Source organism: Mesorhizobium sp. M7A.F.Ca.MR.245.00.0.0, assembly GCF_003997415.1.
Lineage (GTDB): Bacteria > Pseudomonadota > Alphaproteobacteria > Rhizobiales > Rhizobiaceae > Mesorhizobium.
Genome location: NZ_RZTE01000040.1, coordinates 13,687 through 30,461, shown reverse-complemented (window position 1 = coordinate 30,461; position 16,775 = coordinate 13,687). Strand labels below are relative to the sequence as shown.

Below are 16,775 nucleotides of genomic sequence, written 5' to 3'. Positions count from 1 at the left end.
CAGGCCATGCGAACCGCCGGATGGACAGCACGCCTAGGCCGCTTCCACGACGAGGGCGCGGATGCGGCCACTCACCGGACCTTCCCCGAACCGTTTCCCAAGGGCATTCGCCACGTATCGCGTCGCCTCCTCCAGCGAGCCGCCGCGCGCCTCGATCTCAGCCCGCAGGGGTGTGCCCTGGCAATAGGCCGTGGCCGCCTCATATGGCGACGAAGCGGCGCTGACGGCATCCAGCGGCTCTACGGTGATGTTACCGAAGCCGGCGGCATGTAGGTCGGCGCGGATGACGTCCGCATCGTGATAGCCATGCGGCGTCCTCGCCATGAAGCGAGGCGGATCGGCCGGGAAAAAATGGCCGAGCGCCCGCGTCACTTCCTCGGCGAACTCGTTGTCTTCGATGGCACTCCAGACGTTGAACAGGAAGTGCCCGCCCGGCCGCATCACCCGCCGCGCTTGGCCGTAGGCGCCCACCCGATCGGGGAAGAACATCGCGCCAAACTGGCAAACCACGGCGTCGAACTCTGCGTCCTCGAAGGGCAGAGCCTGGGCATCGGCCTGCCGCCAGGTGATGCGAGGATCGTCCGCCATCCGCGTGCGTGCGTGGTCGAGCATGGGCTGGTTGAGGTCGGTGACCACGATGCGGGCTTGCGCCGGCAGCTTTGCTGCCATCGCACGTGTCACCACACCGGTGCCCGCCGCCACTTCGAGCACCGATTGCGGCCCGAGCTTCGACACCCGCTCTGCCAGATCCCGTGCATACGGCTCGAAGATCAGCGGCACCATCGCCCGGTCGTAGACCTCGGCAATGGAACCGCTGAACAGCTTGTCGGTGGTCGACATGGCACCCCTCCAACTCTACCCGCACCGCGTGCGTGCCGTGCGGATGGCAAAGCGATGTCGATCCTCTGCCTCGGCAGGCTTCCGCTCAAGTTCTATTTCTGAATTGGCCGGCGGAGGATGAGCGAACTTTAGTCAGCTCGATATCTCGGCTGGCGCCAACCTCAACTGGTGCGAGTCGCCACGAACGTTGCCGCTTCTTTCAGCAACTGGGCGTCGTCGCCATAAGGATCAAGCAGTGCATGCGCCTGCTCGACGAGGCCGTGCAACTGGCTGCGAGCCCAATTCGCACCATGCAAGGCCACCAGCGTCGCCTTGCCGGCGGCGGCGTCCTTGCCGGTTGCCTTGCCCATCTGGCTGGCATCGGCGGTCAAATCGAGCAGGTCGTCGGCAAGCTGGAAGGCAAGACCGATCGCCGAGCCGAATTCGGCCAGCCGCTCGCGGTCATCGGCCGGGGCGCCGGCGATGAGGGCACCTGCCTCGCAGGCGAAACGGATCAGAGCGCCAGTCTTCATCGCCTGCAGCCGGATGATGCCGGCCTCGTCCGGCGGCGTCTGTTCGGCTTCGAGGTCGAGCTTCTGGCCGCCGACCATGCCGCCGGGTCCGGCGGCGCGGGCCAGCGCCAGCACCAGGGCCGCCCGCCGCTCCGCGGGCAGGGCGGTCGCCTCGCCGGCGATGATGTCGAAGGCCAGCGTCAGCAAGGCATCGCCAGCCAGGATGGCGGTCGCCTCGTCGAAGGCTCTGTGCACGGTCGGCTGGCCACGACGCAGGTCATCGTCGTCCATGGCGGGCAGGTCGTCGTGTATCAGCGAATAGCAATGCACGCATTCAAGTGCGGCGGCGACACGCAGTGTCGCCTCGCCATCGGCGGAAAAAAGGGCGGCACTTTCCATGACCAGGAAGGGCCGCAGGCGCTTGCCGCCGTTCAGAACGCCGTGCCGCATGGCTGCCATCAACCGCTCAGGCCGGGCGATCTCGCCCGAAAGCGCGCGGTCGTCGAGCAGCCGCCGCAGCAGCACCTCGACGGCGGCAGCGCGTCGGATGAGCGCCATTTCGAACGCCATTTGGTCGTCATTCGCCATGGCCGGGACCGGTAGCCGACACTCAGACGTTGCGCAAGAAGGCAAGCGCCATTATGCCGGAGCAGTATGAGCCCGTTTGGAAACTCTGCTCCTGCGGTCATCTGAGGGCGTTTTCTGCGCTTCCGGTGCTTGCGTACTCTAATGTACGCTCCGCTCCGGTTCTCGAAAACACCGTCACATGGCTCACAGGAGCGCGTTCCAAAAAGAGCTCTCTGGCACGGGTTGGGCGGCTTGGCGGAACCGATCGTCGATCATGAAACCGAAAAGCTGGACATGGCGACGAGATCGCGAGGCGTAAATCGCCGCGGTCTCAAACGCTGGGTCCGGCGCAGCATCGTCGTGACCGCGGTGCTGGCTTTGATTCCGGTCGTGCTGACGTTTCTGTACCTGCCGTTCTTCGTGCATCCTGTCTCGACGCTGATGTTGAAGGACCTGGCGACGTTCTCCGGTTACGACCGCCGCTGGGTGTCGATCGACGACGTGTCGCCGGTGCTGGCCAATTCCGTCATCATGTCGGAGGATGGGCAGTTCTGCTTTCATCGTGGCGTCGATCTCGGCGAGCTGAGAGGCGTCGTCGACGACGCGCTGGCCGGCGAAGCGACGCGCGGCGCCTCGACCATCACCATGCAGACGGTCAAGAACCTGTTTCTCTGGTCGCGGCCGCTGGGCTCGGTGCGCAAGGTGGTCGAACTGCCGCTGGCCGTCTATTTCGATGCGGTGATGTCGAAACGGCGCATCATGGAAATCTATCTCAACATCGCCGAGTGGGGCCCGGGCATCTACGGCATCGAGGCCGCGGCACAACACCATTTCGGCGTTTCGGCAAAACAGCTGTCGCGACGGCAAGCCGCCCTGCTTGCGGTCTCCTTGCCAAATCCGATCGCCCGTAATCCGGCCAAGCCCGGGCCTGGCCTGAGGCGGCTTGCCAATCTGATCGAGCGGCGAGCCGGCCGCTCAGGCGCCTATGTCGGTTGTCTCCGCTAGACGATCCAAAAAAATTCGCGCCAGTGCTGGCCAAAACGGCACAGGGCGTGTATAGGCACCCGACTTTCTCAGATTTAGGCCCCGACATGGCCCTTTCACGAGGGCGGGCGGGGCTTTTGACCATGTAGTGGAGCATATCCATGGCCGTTCCGAAACGTAAAACCTCTCCGTCCAAGCGCGGCATGCGCCGCTCGGCCGACGCCCTCAAGGCCCCGACCTATGTCGAGGACAAGAATTCCGGCGAAATGCGCCGTCCGCATCATATCGACCTGAAGACCGGCATGTATCGCGGTCGTCAGGTGTTGACGCCCAAGGAAAGCTGAGACCAGCTTTTTCAAAGGTTTGAATTTCCATAAGGACCGGCCGGTGGCTGGTCCTTTTGCGTTTGGGCCGGACGGCAGCGCATTTCGAGGCGTGCACCGCCGGCGTTGCAAATCCTTCGGCCGGCAACCGGCTGACATGGTTGTTGCGTGCGGTCTTCGACCGTGTTCAGCGCTGATGGCGAAACATCTTGACGACGTGGCCATGGCGCATTCTACAAAGGATCGCCCCCACATGGAGACGCCAGATGTTCGGTGCCATTCCGCTGCTGATCGTGCCTTTCGTGCTCTACAACCTCGGACTGCTGGGAATTTTCGGCAGCGGTGACGATCCGTGGGCGAGCGAGGTCTTCTCCTTCAGTATGATGTCGGGCGGCGTGTTCTCGATGACGTTGGGCGACCTGATGATACTGATCGGGCTGATCTTCCTGTTCCTCGAAATGGCGAAGTCGGTGCGCACGACCAACGCCTCGATCATGGACCATCTTCTGTCGACGCTGGTGTTCGTGGCCTTCCTGGTCGAGTTCCTGCTGGTGAAGGGCGCCGCCCATTCCGTCTTCTTCACGCTGATGGTCATCGCGCTGTTCGATGTGCTGGCCGGATTCGCGGTGTCGATGCGATCGGCCAGCCGGGACATCAATCTGAACTAGGTCCGCAGCGCGGAAGGCGGAAGTTTGACGGGCGCTTGCGCTGACAGTTGTCGGAAACGCCCATAACGTCGTCATCCTGGGCGTAGCAAGGAGCGTAGCGACGCGGCGCAGACCCCAGGATCCCTGCTGCGACACGTGAGCGTTTCAGCGGTCCAGAATTCTGCTCCGCTGCACTCTACGGCTGATGTTACGGAATGGATCCTCGGGTCTCCGCGACGGAGCTTCGCTCCTGCTCCGCCGTGGATGACGAAGTTCCCCGACGCTCAGCCCGGATCGGCGGTGAAGCCGGCGGCCTCGATGCCGGCGATGGCCGCGGCTTCGTCATTGTCCGACGTGTCGCCTGAAATGCCGACGGCGCCGATGATGGCTCCGGCCTTGTCGCGGATCAGCACGCCGCCGACCACCGGCAATACGCGTCCGCCAGAGACGTCCGAGATGCCGGCGACGAGGTGCGGGCGCTCCTTGGCGAAAGCCTCGACTTTGCGCGAGCCCATGCCGATGGCGAGCGCACCATAGGCCTTGCCGGCCGACATTTGCGGGCGCAGGAACGAGGCGCCGTCCTGGCGCTGGAAGGCGACCAGATGCCCGCCGGCGTCGAGCACCGAGACGCCAAGCGGCTTAAGCTTGAGATCGGAGCCCTTGGCAAAGGCGGCATCGATGATTTGCCTGGCTTTTTCGAGCGGCAGTGCGGTCATGGCGGTCTCCTGTCTGAAAGGCGTCGATCATCGACCGTCGACGGGCGAGATAACATCCCGGTTTCGGTTGAAATTGCTTCGCGTGAAGAGGTGGGAAGGAAGCGACCGTCACAGCCTCCGGATAGGAGTTGGTGCCTGTGCGGCTTCAGGTCATTTTTTCTTGGCGCGGGCCGGCTTCTTGGCAGGTTCCGCTGGCGCGTTGGCGAGGTCTTCGGCTTCCTTGGCGAGACGCAGCGCCCGCAGCTTGTTGGTCTTGGCCTGGCGGGCGTCGCTCTCGGCGACGTATTCGGCCATCGCCTTCTGGCGGACGGTTGCCGCCTCTTCCTGCTTCTTGAAGCGCAGGTCGGCGCGTGCGCGGGCAGCATCCCGAGAGTTCTCAACCAAGACCTTATCCAATCCCGTGAATTGTGATTTTCCGCTTCTTCTAGCAGAGCCGGCTCCCAAACGGGAAAATAAGTTGGTCAAGCGGCAGAGTCGGCGGCGAGAGCCTTGCTGGCAACCAGGGCTTGATAGGCGGCCTGCAAGGTCGCGCGGACAGAAGGACCCGACGCGGTATCGAGCGGCTTGCCGAGATGTTCATGGCGCAACTCGTCCATGAATTTGTCCCACATCGGCTGTCCGCTCTTTTCCAGAAGTTCGGCGCGGATCGAGAGTTCTTCGCTGACCGGCAGCCAGACGCGGCCCCAGGCGCCGAGATGGGCCAGGATCGGCACCAGCGTGATCGCCATTTCGGTCAGGCTGTAGATCGCCTTCTGCTTGTGCGAGGGGTCGTCGGCTTTGGTCAGCATGCCCAGTTCCATCAGCCGCTTCAGCCGGTCGGCGAGGATGTTGGAGGCGATGCCTTCCATCGATCCGTTGAGCAGCTCGCGAAAATGACGCCTGCCGCCGAAGATCATGTCGCGAAGGATGATCAGGCTCCAGCGATCGCCGAACACTTCCAGCGACAGATTGATCGGGCACCCGGACCGGCGATCCATGCTCATGAGATTTTTCTCCAAAGCCGGTTGCATTATCGTATCGGTTTTATTATCGTGCAACCGATTGCAAAATGCAATCGGTATTGCAGGAGAGGAGGCCGCACCGTGACGACGACCGAACGCCCCGAAATCATAACCGAAACCTTTGGCGATCCGGCGAACCCGCCGCTGTTGCTGATCATGGGAGCGATGGCCTCGATGCTTTGGTGGCCGGAGGCGTTTTGCCGGAAACTGGCCGGCGCCGGCCTGTTCGTGATCCGCTACGACAATCGCGATACCGGCCGTTCGACCAAATACAAGCCAGGAGAGCCGCCCTACACGTTCGATGATATGGCCGACGATGCAATGCGCGTTCTCGACGACCACGGTATCGGCAAGGCGAATGTCGTCGGCATGTCGATGGGCGGCATGATCGCGCAGTTTGTGGCGTTGGAACACCCGTCCCGTGTCGTTTCTCTGACCGTGATCAGCAGTTCGCCGGTGGGAATCGACACATCCGGCCTTCCCGGGACGACCGAAGCCTACATGGAACACTCGGCCGAGGGCGTCAAAGTCGATTGGTCGGACCGTGGCCAGGTGGTCGATTTCATCGTCAGGGACGCGCGGGCGATCGCCAGCATCGCACATCCATTCGACGAGGCCCGGATGCGTGCCTTTGTCGAGCAGGATCACGACCGCTCCGGCGGCTTCCTGAGCGCCACCAACCATTTCATGCTCAGGGGCGGCGACGCGTGGAAAGGCCGCTTGCATGAAATGACGGCGCCGCTGCTGGTCATCCACGGCACGGCCGATCCTGTCTTTCCGGTCGAACATGGCGAGGCGCTGGGGAAGGCGGTCACCGGCGCGAAAATCATCCGGATCGAAGGTGGCGGCCACGAGCTGCATCCAAACGACTGGGATATGATTGTTGCCGGCATCGTCGCCCACGCCGCTTGAAGCGGCCAAAGCAGGTCTTGGCGGACAATGCTTGCCGCAGTGTTTAACCTATGACGAGCGTGCCCGGCGCCGGCCACCGATAAACCAGGAAACAGGCGAGCAAAAAATGTCCCTGACGCTTCATTTCCATCCGCTGGCCTCCTTCTGCTGGAAGCCGCTGATCGCGCTGTACGAGAACGCCACGCCGTTCACGCCTGTCATCGTCGACCTTGGCGATGCTCAGTCGCGCGCGGCCTTCCTGAAGATTTCGCCGGCCGGCAAGATGCCGGCGCTGCGCGACGATGCGCGCGACCGCACGGTGCTGGAATCGACCATCGTTGTCGAATATCTGGCCGCGCATTATCCGGGGCCGGTTGACCTCGTTCCCGCCGACATCGACCTGGCGCTGGCCGTCCGCCAGACCGATCGCTTCTATGATTTCTATGTGCAGGAGCCAATGCAGAAGATCGTCGGCGACCGGTTGCGGCCACAGGACAAGACCGACCCGTTCGGCGTCGAGCAGGCCCGCGCCCAGCTTCGAAATTCCTATGCCATCATCGAACAAGACATGCAGTCGAAGATCTGGGCGATGGGCGACACCTTCACCATGGCCGATTGCGCAGCGTCCCCGGCGCTGTTCTATGCCAACAAGGTCGAGCCGTTCGGCGACAAGTATCCGACCGTGAAACGCTACCATGACCGGCTGCTGCAGCGCCCCGCCTTCGCTCGGGTGATCGAGGAGGCGAAGCCCTACTTCAAGTTCTTCCCCTACAACAACGGTTGATCGGGGTTAGGCTTCCCAGAACTGATCGAGCCAGATGTTGAGTTTGAGGAAGCCAGTGCCGCTTACCGTATAGACGCGCCTTGTTCCTTCCGGCTTGGCGTGGACCAGGCCGGCATCGAGCAGCACTTTCAGATGTTGCGACACAGCCGGGCGCGAGACCGGCAAGCCGGCGGCCAGTTCGGTGACGGTTTTCGGGCCGCGGCGAAGTTCTTCCAGAAGATGGCGCCGATTGGGATCGGCAATCGCCATGAAGGCGTCGGAAAACATCATGCCTGTATTAGTGAGGCAAAGCCTTTCGAATCTCAACCGTCTGCTTCTGCTTTTCTTCTGGGATCGAGCCGCAATGCTTCCGGGGTGACCGAACGGTCGGCCGGCTGCGTCTTGAAGGCATCACGATCGCCGATCGGCACCGGCGCGCGGCGGCTGATGCGCAGCAGCGTGTAGCCCGCCAGGCAGAGATGCGCCAAGGCGGTCGCCAGGAACAGACCTTCCGGGCGCATCCAGCCCATCAAAGCGGCGGCGAGCAAGGGTCCAATCATCGTGCCGAAGCCGTAGAGCAGCAACAGCCCGCCAGATACCTTGACGAAATCCTCCGAGCGCGCGTGGTCGTTGGCATGCGCCACGGCAATCGAATAGAGCGTGTAGGCGAAGGCGCCATAGGCGGCAGTGAAGACGATGACGAAGACGCCGGAGCGCGGCTCGAACAGAAAGATCAAGAGCGCGAACAAAGCCCCGCCGAAAGCCGCTCCCGCCAGCACGAAACGCCGGTCGGTCTTGTCGGAGAGACGCCCGGCCGGAAGCTGCATCGCGGCACCGGCAACGACCACAAGGCTCATCATCAGGGCGATCTCGGCCGTGGAAATGCCGATGCGGGCGCCATAGACGGCGCCAAGCGTGCCCCAGGCGCCGTTGGCGATGCCGATCAACACGCAAGCGACCGCCGACACCGGCGAATTGGCATAAAGGCCTCTGACATCAAGTGAGACATCCTGCAGCGGCTTGGGGTGAGAGGCGGTCGAGACCGCCGTCGGAATGAGCGATAGGCAAAACAGGATGCCGGTGATCATGAACAGCGATGCGGACTTCACGTCGCCGCCGGCGACGATCATCTGCCCGCCCATGATCGAGGCATAAGTGACCATCATGTAGAGGCCGAAGACGGTGCCGCGGTTCTCGTTGGTGGCCTTCTCGTTCAGCCAGCTTTCGATGACCATGAAGGCACCGGCCATGGTGAAGCCGGTGAAGGCGCGCAGCAGGATCCAGACATATTCGTCGATGATCAGCCCGGTCAGTAGCGCCACGATGGCGCCGGATGCGGCAAAGGCGCCAAAGGCGCGAACGTGGCCTGCGCGGCGCACGATGCGCGGTGCGAAGAAGCAGCCGGTGACGAAGCCGCCGGCCCATGCCGTGCCCATCAGGCCGAGCGATGCGGTCGAGAAACCTTCCAGTTGACCGCGCAGGGGCAAGAGCAGTCCATGCAATCCAGATGCCGCGAGCAGGAAAGCGGTGCCGCGAAGCAGCGAGAGGATCGGTCGGTAGGTTGCGAACATTGTTTGATCCGGCTCAGGTTTGGCGGGGACGCTGGGTCTGAAGACAGCCGCATTCGGGCTTTTCGGCGGCGGGCTTTGCGCCAGCGCGCCTATCCGCGGCGGAACAGTGCTTCGGCCGCGGATTTGGTGGTGTCCTTGGCCTTGAGTTCGGCTTCCAGGCGGGCGATTTCGTCGCGCAGGATACCGATCCGCTCGGTCAAGTCGCTGACGGAAAGCAGTGACAGGTCCTGCCCGATCTCGTGCGGGCGTGCCTTCTTCTTGGGTTCGTCGTCGAAGATCGCCATCGTCGCTCCTCCTCCGCCAAGACCAGATTGGCCATTTGCCTGATTTGGCAATCAGCATACATAGGGCAGGGGCGTCGATGCAAACAGCCGATCGGACAACGGCGAGGAAAGACGGGAAATCTCATGGCGAGCGGACAGAAAATTCCGGCAAGGATGACGGCCATCGCGATCTCGGAGCCGGGTGGCCCTCGGGTCCTGAAGCCGGAAACACGCGACGTGCCGCAGCCCGGCCCCGGCGAGATCCTGATCAAGGTGCATGCCGCCGGCGTCAACCGGCCCGATATCCAGCAGCGCAAGGGCGCCTATCCGCCGCCGCCCGGCGCGTCGGACCTGCCGGGCCTCGAGGCGTCGGGCGAAGTGGCGGCCCTTGGCGACGACATATCGCGCTGGCGCATCGGCGACCGCGTCTGCGCGCTGACGCCCGGCGGCGGCTATGCCGAATATGTCAAGGTGCATGCCGGGAGCGTGCTGCCGTTGCCCGCCGGCTTCACCCATACCGAAGCCGCGGCGGTGCCGGAAAACTACTTCACCGTCTGGCACAATGTGTTCGAGCGTGGCGGCCTCAAGAAAGGCGAGACGCTGCTCGTCCATGGCGGCTCGTCCGGCATCGGCACGACGGCGATCCAGCTTGCCTCGGCCTTCGGCGCCTATGTCATCACCACCGCCGGCAGCAAGGAGAAATGCGACGCCTGCCTGAAGCTCGGCGCAGATCGGGCTATCAACTATCGCGAGGCGGATTTCGTCGCCGCGGTCAAGGAGGCAACGGACGGCAAGGGCGCCAACGTCATCCTCGACATGGTCGGCGGCGACTATGTGGCGCGCAACTATGAGGCCGCTGCGGTCGAGGGGCGGATCGTCCAGATCGCCGTGCAGGCCGGCGCTGTCGCAAGCGCGGATTTTTCGAAAATCATGGTCAAGCGGCTTACCCACACCGGGTCGACGCTGAGGCCGCGCACCGTCGAGTTCAAGGCGGCGATCGCGGCGGCGCTGGAAGCGCAGGTGTGGCCGTTGCTCGGCACGCGCAAGGTTGCTCCTGTCATGGACATGATCTTCCCGCTCAGCGAAGCCTGGCGGGCGCATGAGCGGATGGAGGACGGCGAACACATCGGCAAGATCGTGCTCGACGTCGGCTGACAGCGAGCGAGGTCAGCGCCTCGCTGCCTACAAGATGAACAGAAGCTTAATGTTGCAATGCAGCATTTGCATCATTGCTATGCAAAATCAGCCATTCAAGTCCTCATCGATGACGCCTATTTGAGCACCATCGAAACGAACATCAATTTGGAGGACTACCATGAACCCGATCCGCGCTTTCCGTAACTGGCGTATGTACACCGAGACCGTCCGCGAACTGAACCGTCTCAACGCACGTCAGCTCAGCGATCTCGGCATCAACCGCGCCGACATCGAAAAGATCGCCCGCAGGGCTATCTAAAGCCACGTCTGGTCCGCTCCGGCGGACCAAGCCGTGGAAGCCAGAGCCGCATCAGACGGATTTCCGTCGCGGTTCCGAGCCCGCTGGACCCAGTCCGGCGGGTTTTGTCGTTTTGGGGCCGGCAACTGCATGCGGCTCGACAGCAATCTGAGGTTGACCTCAGCTTTCAGCATGGCATTTTGATCCTGCGGGTATCGGTTGGCGTGTGGGAGCGCGTTGACGATCCGAGCCGGCAAGACGCTGACTCTGAAAGGGCTGTGCGCTCTCATGTTCGATGATCTTACGGACAGGATCTACGAGGCCGCGTTCGTGCCGGATTTGTGGGCGGGTGCGCTCGAAGCGGCCAGCGAGCTTTCGAGTTCGGCTGACGGCGCGATCTTCCTGTTCAGCGACGGCTCCCCTGTTCGCGGCCGGTTGAGTGACGAGTCTCCCGGGCATGGCAATTCCCTTGAAACCGTCCGCTCCCTGTTCGATGAATTCATCGCCGGCGACAGCTGGAAATTCTCCGATGCGATTCAGCGCATGTGCAGCCTGCAACCGGCGAGTTTCGTGCAGGTCGAAGATTTTCTGACTGCCGACGAGCTTGAGCATGATCCGGTACGGATACAATTGAGGGCGGCAGGTATCGGCGCTCACATCTGTTCGGCTGTTGCCATGCCGAGCGGCGAACTGGTTACATTTGTCTTTCAACGCTGGACGCGGGACGGCACCTACGATCAGACGTCGATCGACAGGCTCGACCAGCTTCGCCCGCACTTTTCGCGTGCCGGCCTGGTATCGGCGCGGCTGGGCATGGAGCAGGCCAAAGCGAGCGTCTCGGCGCTCGAGGCCCTTGGTCTGCCGGCGGCGGTAATGACCGCATCGGGACGCGTGCTGACGGCCAATGTGCTGCTGGAAAACATGCCATCCGTTTTCATCGCCGCCGCACATGGCGGCATGGCACTTGCCGACGTATCCGCCAATGAGCTTTTCCGGCAAGCCATTACGCACAATTTGCAAGATCGGGTCGTGCGTTCCATCCCCATTCCTGCCAGGGAAGGCCAACCGGCGCTGGTCATTCATCTCCTGCCGCTGCGCCGTGCCGCGCACGAGATCTTTTCCGGTGCCGACATTCTGGTTGCGGCGACGGCGATGAGCGCCAGCGCCACCGTGCCGTCGCCAAGCCTGCTTGCCGGCCTGTTCGACCTGACGCCCGCAGAGGCGCGGCTGGCGGCCGCCCTCGCGCAAGGGCGGCCGTTGAAGGAAGCAGCGGCAAGCTCCAACGTCACCGTCAAAACCGGCCGCACCTATCTCGAACGGATATTTGCCAAGACCGGGACGCGGCAACAAAGCCAGCTTGTCGCTTTGTTGAAGAGCGCGGAACTGCCCAGTCGCGGATGAGAAAGGGCCGCTACAGCTGCCGCTCAATGTCCAAATGCGGAGAAGCCGAGCGCCACCAGGGTTCCTCCCAGCGCGATGTCCGCATGCTTTCGAAAACGACTGTAAAATCGCTGCGCAACCGGTTGGGAGATACAAAGGCCGAGCAGCCCAAACCAGGCAATGGCGATGGCAAAGACCAGCACAGCCAGGGGTAGGTGCGTTGCGCCGCGCGCATTCAGATTCAGCGTGGAGGACGCGAAGAACAATGCGGTTGCAGGATTTGCCACTGCCGTGAAAAAGCCCAGCCGAAAATACCTCGTGATTGGAACGGGCTTGGGCACGTCGAAGCCAACCTTGAGGGACAGCGCCCGCCTCATCGAATTCCAACCGATGAAGACCAGCATCGTGCCGTAGAGGCTTGCGGCTATCTGGTGTGCGGCGTCCCCCCAGGGCAACGCTCCGGCGCCGGTCGCGACGACGGTCGCCAGCGAACTCGCGCCCAAGGCAACACCGGCGGCGGCAGACAGAGCCGTGGCGCGCGAAGCGGTTAGCGCGGCTTGCGTGACGACGGCGAAGTTGGCGCCGGGCAGCATTGCCACCAGCGCATAGGAAATGGCGAATGGAAGCAACCCCGCCACCACGGCGTGTCCGGTTTCGAACATCTACTTTCCCCGCATCGGCAACGGCCCGCCTCCTCAGGGCGGGCCGCTGCAATCGAGGGCGGAACTTGCACGGAATGCTTTGCCTCCGACAGTCGGCATATGCCGACTGTCGGGTTCCAAAATCAGGTTGCTACCTGCGCCCGGTGAGCGGTTCGGTGCTCTTGAGCAGCGCCACCAGTTCACTCTGCTGGCGGGTTTCGGTCTTGGCGAAGATGCGTTCGAGATAGGTGCGGCCGGTCTTTACTGTGATGTTGGACGCTGCCGCGACCTCCTTCAGCGAGCGTCCCGATGCCAGTTCCGTCGCCAGGCGGGCTTCGGCCGGCGTCAGGTCGAATAGCTCGCGGACATGCAACTCGAAGCCATCGGGAATACGGCGGGCGACCTCCGTCACCATGACCACCGCACAACGCTCGGACGCCAAGCCATAGGCGCGGGCATCGACGAACGGCGCCACCGACAGCACCAGTCGCGCCAGGCCGGATTGCCGGCGATCGGACGGCACCAACAGTGTACCGCCGACGCCCGGTATAACCCCGTCATGCAGCGAGCAGGCGTCGGCAACGAGCCGCTCCAGCTCCTGCGTATCCTCGACACTGGCGGCCGCGATTGTGCCATCCCTCAATCGCAACGGACTGTCGGGCCGCGACAGCATCGCTTCGGCGGCCTCGTTCATCTGTGCGATCTGCTGATGGCGGTTGATCAGAAACACGCCGAATGGCAGATGCGAAAATGCCGACGCCAGGGCCGACGTTTTCTCCAGCTGCTGGCCGATCTGTCCGGCGCGCCGCATGTGCGGCACGATCTTGCGCAACAGGTCGATGTCGTCGGCGCCGAAGGTTTCCTGGCCTGGGCCGCGATCGATGCTAAGCATCCAGTGCGAGTCGTTCGACGAGAGCAGGTTGGAGACAAGGCCGTGATACATGTCGCGCGGCCGCAGCCAGTCCTGCCAGAGTTCGCGGCGGCGGAACGCCGCCACCTCCTGCGTCAGGGGCCAGCGACTGACCACGCCGAGGGGCAAGGCGGCCGATGCCGCCGCCAGCGGATCGCGCAACAGGGCTTCGATGCCCTTTTGCGAGGTGAACTCCGGATCGAAATCGGATGCAACCGCATCGAATGTGTGTGGGCTGATGCGCACGATGCAGGAGCGCGAGCCGCCAAACAGATCGCGCAGGCCAGTTACCGCATCGAACCAGCGCTCCTGATCGTAAGCGGCCTCATAGACCTTGCCGACCACCGCGGAGACCGCTTCGATGCTGACGTCAGCCATTGACCCTTCCGGCGTTCAAGGATTGTCGTTGGGGAGAAAGCCTAAACATGCGGATCATCTCGCGCAAGTTGTGACGCTGTGCAGCCAAGTTGTGATGGGTCCAGGTCAAGCCCGGGAAACATTAGAAGAGACTAATCTGTGGTTTTGGAGTCACAGCCTCGTTCAGCAAGGTCGTAACGACCCGACAAAGCGACGAACAGTCGTCATATGACGACTGTTCGGGATGCCTCGCCATTGTCAGGTTCGGATTATCGCTTGTTGGATCTCTTCCAACGTTGAGCCGAACAATCGTTGTGGGGTGGCTGGAGGCATCAAGTCTGGTGCAAGGCAACCCTGCGGCGTCATTCTCGGGGGTGGAATGTTGGTTTTCTCTTTGAAAATTCGCCTGTCGCTTGTGCTTGCCGGGACGATGCTGCTGCTGACGACCGGCAGCGGCTTTGCGCAGTATCGCTGTCTGATTGACGACGGCACCGATGGTGGTGCGACCTCTTCCGGACCGAACAGCTTAGCGTGTGGCTCCCAGGCCAGCGCCAATCCGCCTGATCCGGCGAGCCCCACCTTTGGCTTTGCAACGGCTGTCGGAACCTTGGCTGAGGCTGAGGGGGACATATCGACCGCAGTGGGGGCTTTCGCAACGGCCAATGGGCTGGGTGCCAGCGCGTTCGGTGCGAGTTCCAAGGCGACAGGCCGACTTTCAACGGCGACAGGCGCTTATGCGGAAGCAACGAGTTCGCAGTCCACCGCTACGGGCTACCATGCAATAGCGTCGGGCCCTGATGCCACCGCTACGGGACAGAGCGCCCAGGCCACGTCGCTCTATGCGACTGCGACCGGTTCGGCGAGCAGGGCCTTGGGCTACGGTTCAACGGCTACAGGCTACGACAGTCAGGCGAAGGGATCCACCGGCGAGGGAGGGGCAACGGCTACCGGAATGAGCAGCAAGGCACTGGGCGATTACTCGGTCTCGAATGGCTATTCCGCGTCGGCTTACGGAGACAACAACACCGCTGTTGGCGCGCAAGCCGTTACCGGTGGAACCTCATCGAATGGCTTTCAGAACAGGGCAAACACCGCGCTGGGCAGCGGCGCCTCGGCGGGCATCTCCGCCGATGGGCAAGTGAATTCGACGGCGGTCGGAGCTGGCGCCGCGGCCAATGCCTCGAACGCCCTGGCGTTGGGCAGCGGTGCGAAGGCCAATCTCGACAATTCCATTGCCATCGGCCAGGGCATTGTGACCGACCGCACGAACCAGGTTAAGCTCGGCAGTGCCACGAACACCTATACGCTATCGGGTGTTGCCTCGGATGCCAGCAGGGCGGAGCAGGTTGGCGTCACGCATCTGGTGACCACGGACGGTGCCGGCAATCTGGCGACATCCACCTTTGACATCGCAGCGTTGAACGACCTGCCAGACAACATCGTGGCTCTCGACGGGCGCGTCGGCGCGTTGGAGTCCGGCTTCCAGAACCTTGGTGGGGAGATCAGCGAAACCCGCACGGAAGCGCGTGCCGGCACCGCGTTGGCGTTGGCGACAGCGGGACTGCGCTACGACGACAGGCCCGGCAAACTGTCGCTGGCTGGCGGCTTCGGTCATTTCAAAGGGCAATCGGGGCTGGCGCTGGGCCTGGGCTACAACACCAGCGAGGAGTTCCGCATGAACGCCGCCGTATCGGCAACCACCGGCCGTGGCGATGTCGGCGTCAGCGTCGGAGCCTCATGGACACTGAACTGACACGGCCGGGATGATGCGGGGTTTGGGGTTTCAGCATTCCGTGCCGTTGCAGTGGCGGGCGCCCGGTTGGCGGACTTCGGGCGCCCGCGGTTTTTTCGCCGCATTGGCCATCGCGCTGATGGCCGTCGCGGTGCCTGCGCAGCCCGCGCATGCGCAAGCCAAGGAAAAACGGGTGGGGCAAAAGACGGCGCGGCCTGCCGGCATCGACCGCAATGGCGTGCTGATCCTGATCCGCGGTGCGCTTTTGGCGCTCGACCAGGCCAACAAAACCGGCAACTACACCGTTTTGCGCGATCTCGGCTCGCCGAATTTCCAGGCCAACAGTGCGGCAGGGCTCGGCGACATCTTCGCCAACCAGCGCAAGCAGGCACTCGACTTCGGCGCCGTCGCGGTGCTCGAGCCGCAGCTAACCTTGCTGCCTCAGATCGAGCCGAACGGTATGCTGCATATGGCGGGCTTCTTCCCGTCGGTACCCTTGCAGGTCAATTTCGAGCTTTTGTTCGAGCCGGCTGACCGGCAGTGGAAGATCTACGGCGTGTCGGTCAACCTGACATCGGGTGGCCCGCAAGCGCCTGACACGCCGGTGGCCGAACAGCCGAACCCAGCCGATGCCGGCCCGCCGCCGGAGGGGCCGTCGACGGCCGTACAGCCGAAGAAAGAGACCAAACCGGTCAAGCCGTAGCGTGTGGAGCGTTCATGCGCTGGTCCTGCCAAGTCCTGTGCTTAGCCTCGTTGTCGGGAGCACCTGAGTTGACCGATGAAAAAAGGCTCCAGAGGTACATTTGCATACTCGACCCGACCAATGCATGGACGGTCTGGGATTGCGAGATGGAGATGCCGGCTTCACTGGGAGGCCAGCTTCTGACCGGGCGGCCGAAGGAGCGAGCCGAGGCTGCCCGCGCAATTCTGGAGCGTATCCACAAAAGCAAGATGGATGGTGGCAAACCAAATCGGCTCCTCGATTAATCGTGCCTTCTGCGCTTCGTGGCGAGACCGCTGTCATGGTCGGCTCGGCCAGTTGGCGCGGGCTAGAGGCGGACCGTCGGCGCCGACAAGCTGATCCTTCGGATCAAGCTCGAAAGCCGGCTCTTTGCTGCTGCCGGCCATGTTGTGCAAGGGGCAACATGGCTGGCTATGCAAGGTAGCTCGGGCCGACGGTTTTAGTGCGGCTTGTCGCCCCACTCGCCGGTAAATTAGTCGAATGGAATGTGTATCGTCGATGTAACAGTCCGGCCCCCGCAA

21 protein-coding genes are annotated in these 16,775 nt (G+C 63.0%); 11 read left to right on the top strand and 10 right to left on the bottom strand.

What is annotated here, in order from left to right; all coding sequences use genetic code 11:
* Positions 1 to 33: 33 nt before the first annotated feature.
* Positions 34 to 840 carry a class I SAM-dependent methyltransferase gene (locus tag EOB80_RS27875; RefSeq protein ID WP_127330990.1) on the bottom strand — a complete coding sequence of 269 codons (807 nt, stop codon included), beginning with the start codon at positions 838 to 840 and terminating at the stop codon, positions 34 to 36.
* Between the two features lie 161 nt (positions 841 to 1,001).
* A complete protein-coding gene (locus EOB80_RS27870) occupies positions 1,002 to 1,919 on the bottom strand; it encodes a polyprenyl synthetase family protein (RefSeq protein WP_127330988.1) in 918 nt (305 codons plus the stop codon).
* 222 nt (positions 1,920 to 2,141) lie between these two features.
* Here EOB80_RS27870 and EOB80_RS27860 point away from each other — a divergent pair, with 222 nt between their 5' ends.
* The 3 genes from EOB80_RS27860 (at position 2,142) to EOB80_RS27850 (ending at position 3,873) form a co-directional block, all read left to right on the top strand.
* Positions 2,142 to 2,903, top strand: a complete 762-nt coding sequence (locus EOB80_RS27860; RefSeq protein ID WP_127330984.1) for a transglycosylase domain-containing protein — start codon at positions 2,142 to 2,144, stop codon at positions 2,901 to 2,903.
* Between the two features lie 140 nt (positions 2,904 to 3,043).
* Positions 3,044 to 3,226, top strand: coding sequence for a 50S ribosomal protein L32 (rpmF, locus tag EOB80_RS27855; protein WP_008834724.1), 183 nt, complete (start codon positions 3,044 to 3,046; stop codon positions 3,224 to 3,226).
* Positions 3,227 to 3,471: 245 nt separating this feature from the next.
* A complete protein-coding gene (locus tag EOB80_RS27850; RefSeq protein ID WP_127296853.1) occupies positions 3,472 to 3,873 on the top strand; it encodes a hypothetical protein in 402 nt (133 codons plus the stop codon).
* Between the two features lie 263 nt (positions 3,874 to 4,136).
* On the opposite strand, the gene EOB80_RS27845 is transcribed toward EOB80_RS27850, so the two are convergent.
* From EOB80_RS27845 to EOB80_RS27835, 3 genes are all read right to left on the bottom strand, one after another.
* Positions 4,137 to 4,568 (bottom strand): heme-binding protein, encoded by a 432-nt coding sequence (locus EOB80_RS27845; RefSeq protein WP_127330982.1) that lies wholly within the window; start codon positions 4,566 to 4,568, stop codon positions 4,137 to 4,139.
* Between the two features lie 150 nt (positions 4,569 to 4,718).
* Positions 4,719 to 4,952, bottom strand: coding sequence for a hypothetical protein (locus EOB80_RS27840; RefSeq protein WP_027037125.1), 234 nt, complete (start codon positions 4,950 to 4,952; stop codon positions 4,719 to 4,721).
* Positions 4,953 to 5,029: 77 nt separating this feature from the next.
* Entirely contained in the window at positions 5,030 to 5,551 is a 522-nt protein-coding gene (locus EOB80_RS27835) for a helix-turn-helix domain-containing protein (protein ID WP_127330980.1), read from the bottom strand.
* Between the two features lie 99 nt (positions 5,552 to 5,650).
* Between EOB80_RS27835 and EOB80_RS27830 the strand changes: the two genes are divergently transcribed.
* Together EOB80_RS27830 and EOB80_RS27825 are read left to right on the top strand one after the other, a co-directional pair.
* A complete protein-coding gene (locus EOB80_RS27830; RefSeq protein WP_127330978.1) occupies positions 5,651 to 6,481 on the top strand; it encodes an alpha/beta hydrolase in 831 nt (276 codons plus the stop codon).
* Positions 6,482 to 6,587: 106 nt separating this feature from the next.
* On the top strand, positions 6,588 to 7,244 hold the full coding sequence (locus tag EOB80_RS27825; protein WP_127319741.1) for a glutathione S-transferase family protein: 657 nt from the start codon (positions 6,588 to 6,590) through the stop codon (positions 7,242 to 7,244).
* Between the two features lie 6 nt (positions 7,245 to 7,250).
* On the opposite strand, the gene EOB80_RS27820 is transcribed toward EOB80_RS27825, so the two are convergent.
* Genes EOB80_RS27820 through EOB80_RS27810 form a run of 3 tightly spaced genes read right to left on the bottom strand, consistent with a single transcriptional unit; the run spans position 7,251 to position 9,078 of the window.
* Positions 7,251 to 7,514: a metalloregulator ArsR/SmtB family transcription factor gene (locus EOB80_RS27820; RefSeq protein WP_013529232.1), complete on the bottom strand. Its 264-nt coding sequence runs from the start codon at positions 7,512 to 7,514 to the stop codon at positions 7,251 to 7,253.
* Positions 7,515 to 7,546: 32 nt separating this feature from the next.
* Entirely contained in the window at positions 7,547 to 8,878 is a 1,332-nt protein-coding gene (locus EOB80_RS27815; RefSeq protein ID WP_329608556.1) for an MFS transporter, read from the bottom strand.
* A 5-nt stretch (positions 8,879 to 8,883) separates the two neighbouring features.
* Positions 8,884 to 9,078 (bottom strand): DUF1192 domain-containing protein, encoded by a 195-nt coding sequence (locus tag EOB80_RS27810; protein ID WP_023810953.1) that lies wholly within the window; start codon positions 9,076 to 9,078, stop codon positions 8,884 to 8,886.
* A gap of 123 nt (positions 9,079 to 9,201) precedes the next feature.
* On the opposite strand from EOB80_RS27810, the gene EOB80_RS27805 reads away from it, so the two are divergent.
* From EOB80_RS27805 to EOB80_RS27795, 3 genes are all read left to right on the top strand, one after another.
* Positions 9,202 to 10,212 carry an NAD(P)H-quinone oxidoreductase gene (locus EOB80_RS27805; RefSeq protein ID WP_127330976.1) on the top strand — a complete coding sequence of 337 codons (1,011 nt, stop codon included), beginning with the start codon at positions 9,202 to 9,204 and terminating at the stop codon, positions 10,210 to 10,212.
* A gap of 160 nt (positions 10,213 to 10,372) precedes the next feature.
* Positions 10,373 to 10,513, top strand: a complete 141-nt coding sequence (locus tag EOB80_RS27800; RefSeq protein WP_013529236.1) for a DUF1127 domain-containing protein — start codon at positions 10,373 to 10,375, stop codon at positions 10,511 to 10,513.
* A 267-nt stretch (positions 10,514 to 10,780) separates the two neighbouring features.
* Complete coding sequence (locus EOB80_RS27795) at positions 10,781 to 11,893, top strand: helix-turn-helix transcriptional regulator (RefSeq protein ID WP_127319747.1); 1,113 nt, start codon at positions 10,781 to 10,783, stop codon at positions 11,891 to 11,893.
* Between the two features lie 23 nt (positions 11,894 to 11,916).
* Here the strand turns inward: EOB80_RS27795 and EOB80_RS27790 are convergent, their stop codons facing one another.
* Both EOB80_RS27790 and EOB80_RS27785 read right to left on the bottom strand, forming a co-directional pair.
* Positions 11,917 to 12,534, bottom strand: coding sequence for a LysE family transporter (locus EOB80_RS27790; RefSeq protein ID WP_127319749.1), 618 nt, complete (start codon positions 12,532 to 12,534; stop codon positions 11,917 to 11,919).
* 130 nt (positions 12,535 to 12,664) lie between these two features.
* Positions 12,665 to 13,801 (bottom strand): helix-turn-helix transcriptional regulator, encoded by a 1,137-nt coding sequence (locus EOB80_RS27785; RefSeq protein WP_127330974.1) that lies wholly within the window; start codon positions 13,799 to 13,801, stop codon positions 12,665 to 12,667.
* Between the two features lie 409 nt (positions 13,802 to 14,210).
* Here EOB80_RS27785 and EOB80_RS35605 point away from each other — a divergent pair, with 409 nt between their 5' ends.
* The 3 genes from EOB80_RS35605 to EOB80_RS27770 all read left to right on the top strand — a co-directional run bounded on the left by EOB80_RS35605 (position 14,211) and on the right by EOB80_RS27770 (position 16,499).
* Positions 14,211 to 15,533 carry a YadA-like family protein gene (locus tag EOB80_RS35605; RefSeq protein WP_245466466.1) on the top strand — a complete coding sequence of 441 codons (1,323 nt, stop codon included), beginning with the start codon at positions 14,211 to 14,213 and terminating at the stop codon, positions 15,531 to 15,533.
* 172 nt (positions 15,534 to 15,705) lie between these two features.
* A complete protein-coding gene (locus EOB80_RS27775) occupies positions 15,706 to 16,215 on the top strand; it encodes a hypothetical protein (RefSeq protein WP_348629543.1) in 510 nt (169 codons plus the stop codon).
* A gap of 68 nt (positions 16,216 to 16,283) precedes the next feature.
* The gene (locus EOB80_RS27770; protein WP_127271747.1) at positions 16,284 to 16,499 is read left to right on the top strand and encodes a hypothetical protein; all 216 of its coding nucleotides are present in this window, start codon (positions 16,284 to 16,286) and stop codon (positions 16,497 to 16,499) included.
* Positions 16,500 to 16,775 lie beyond the last annotated feature (276 nt).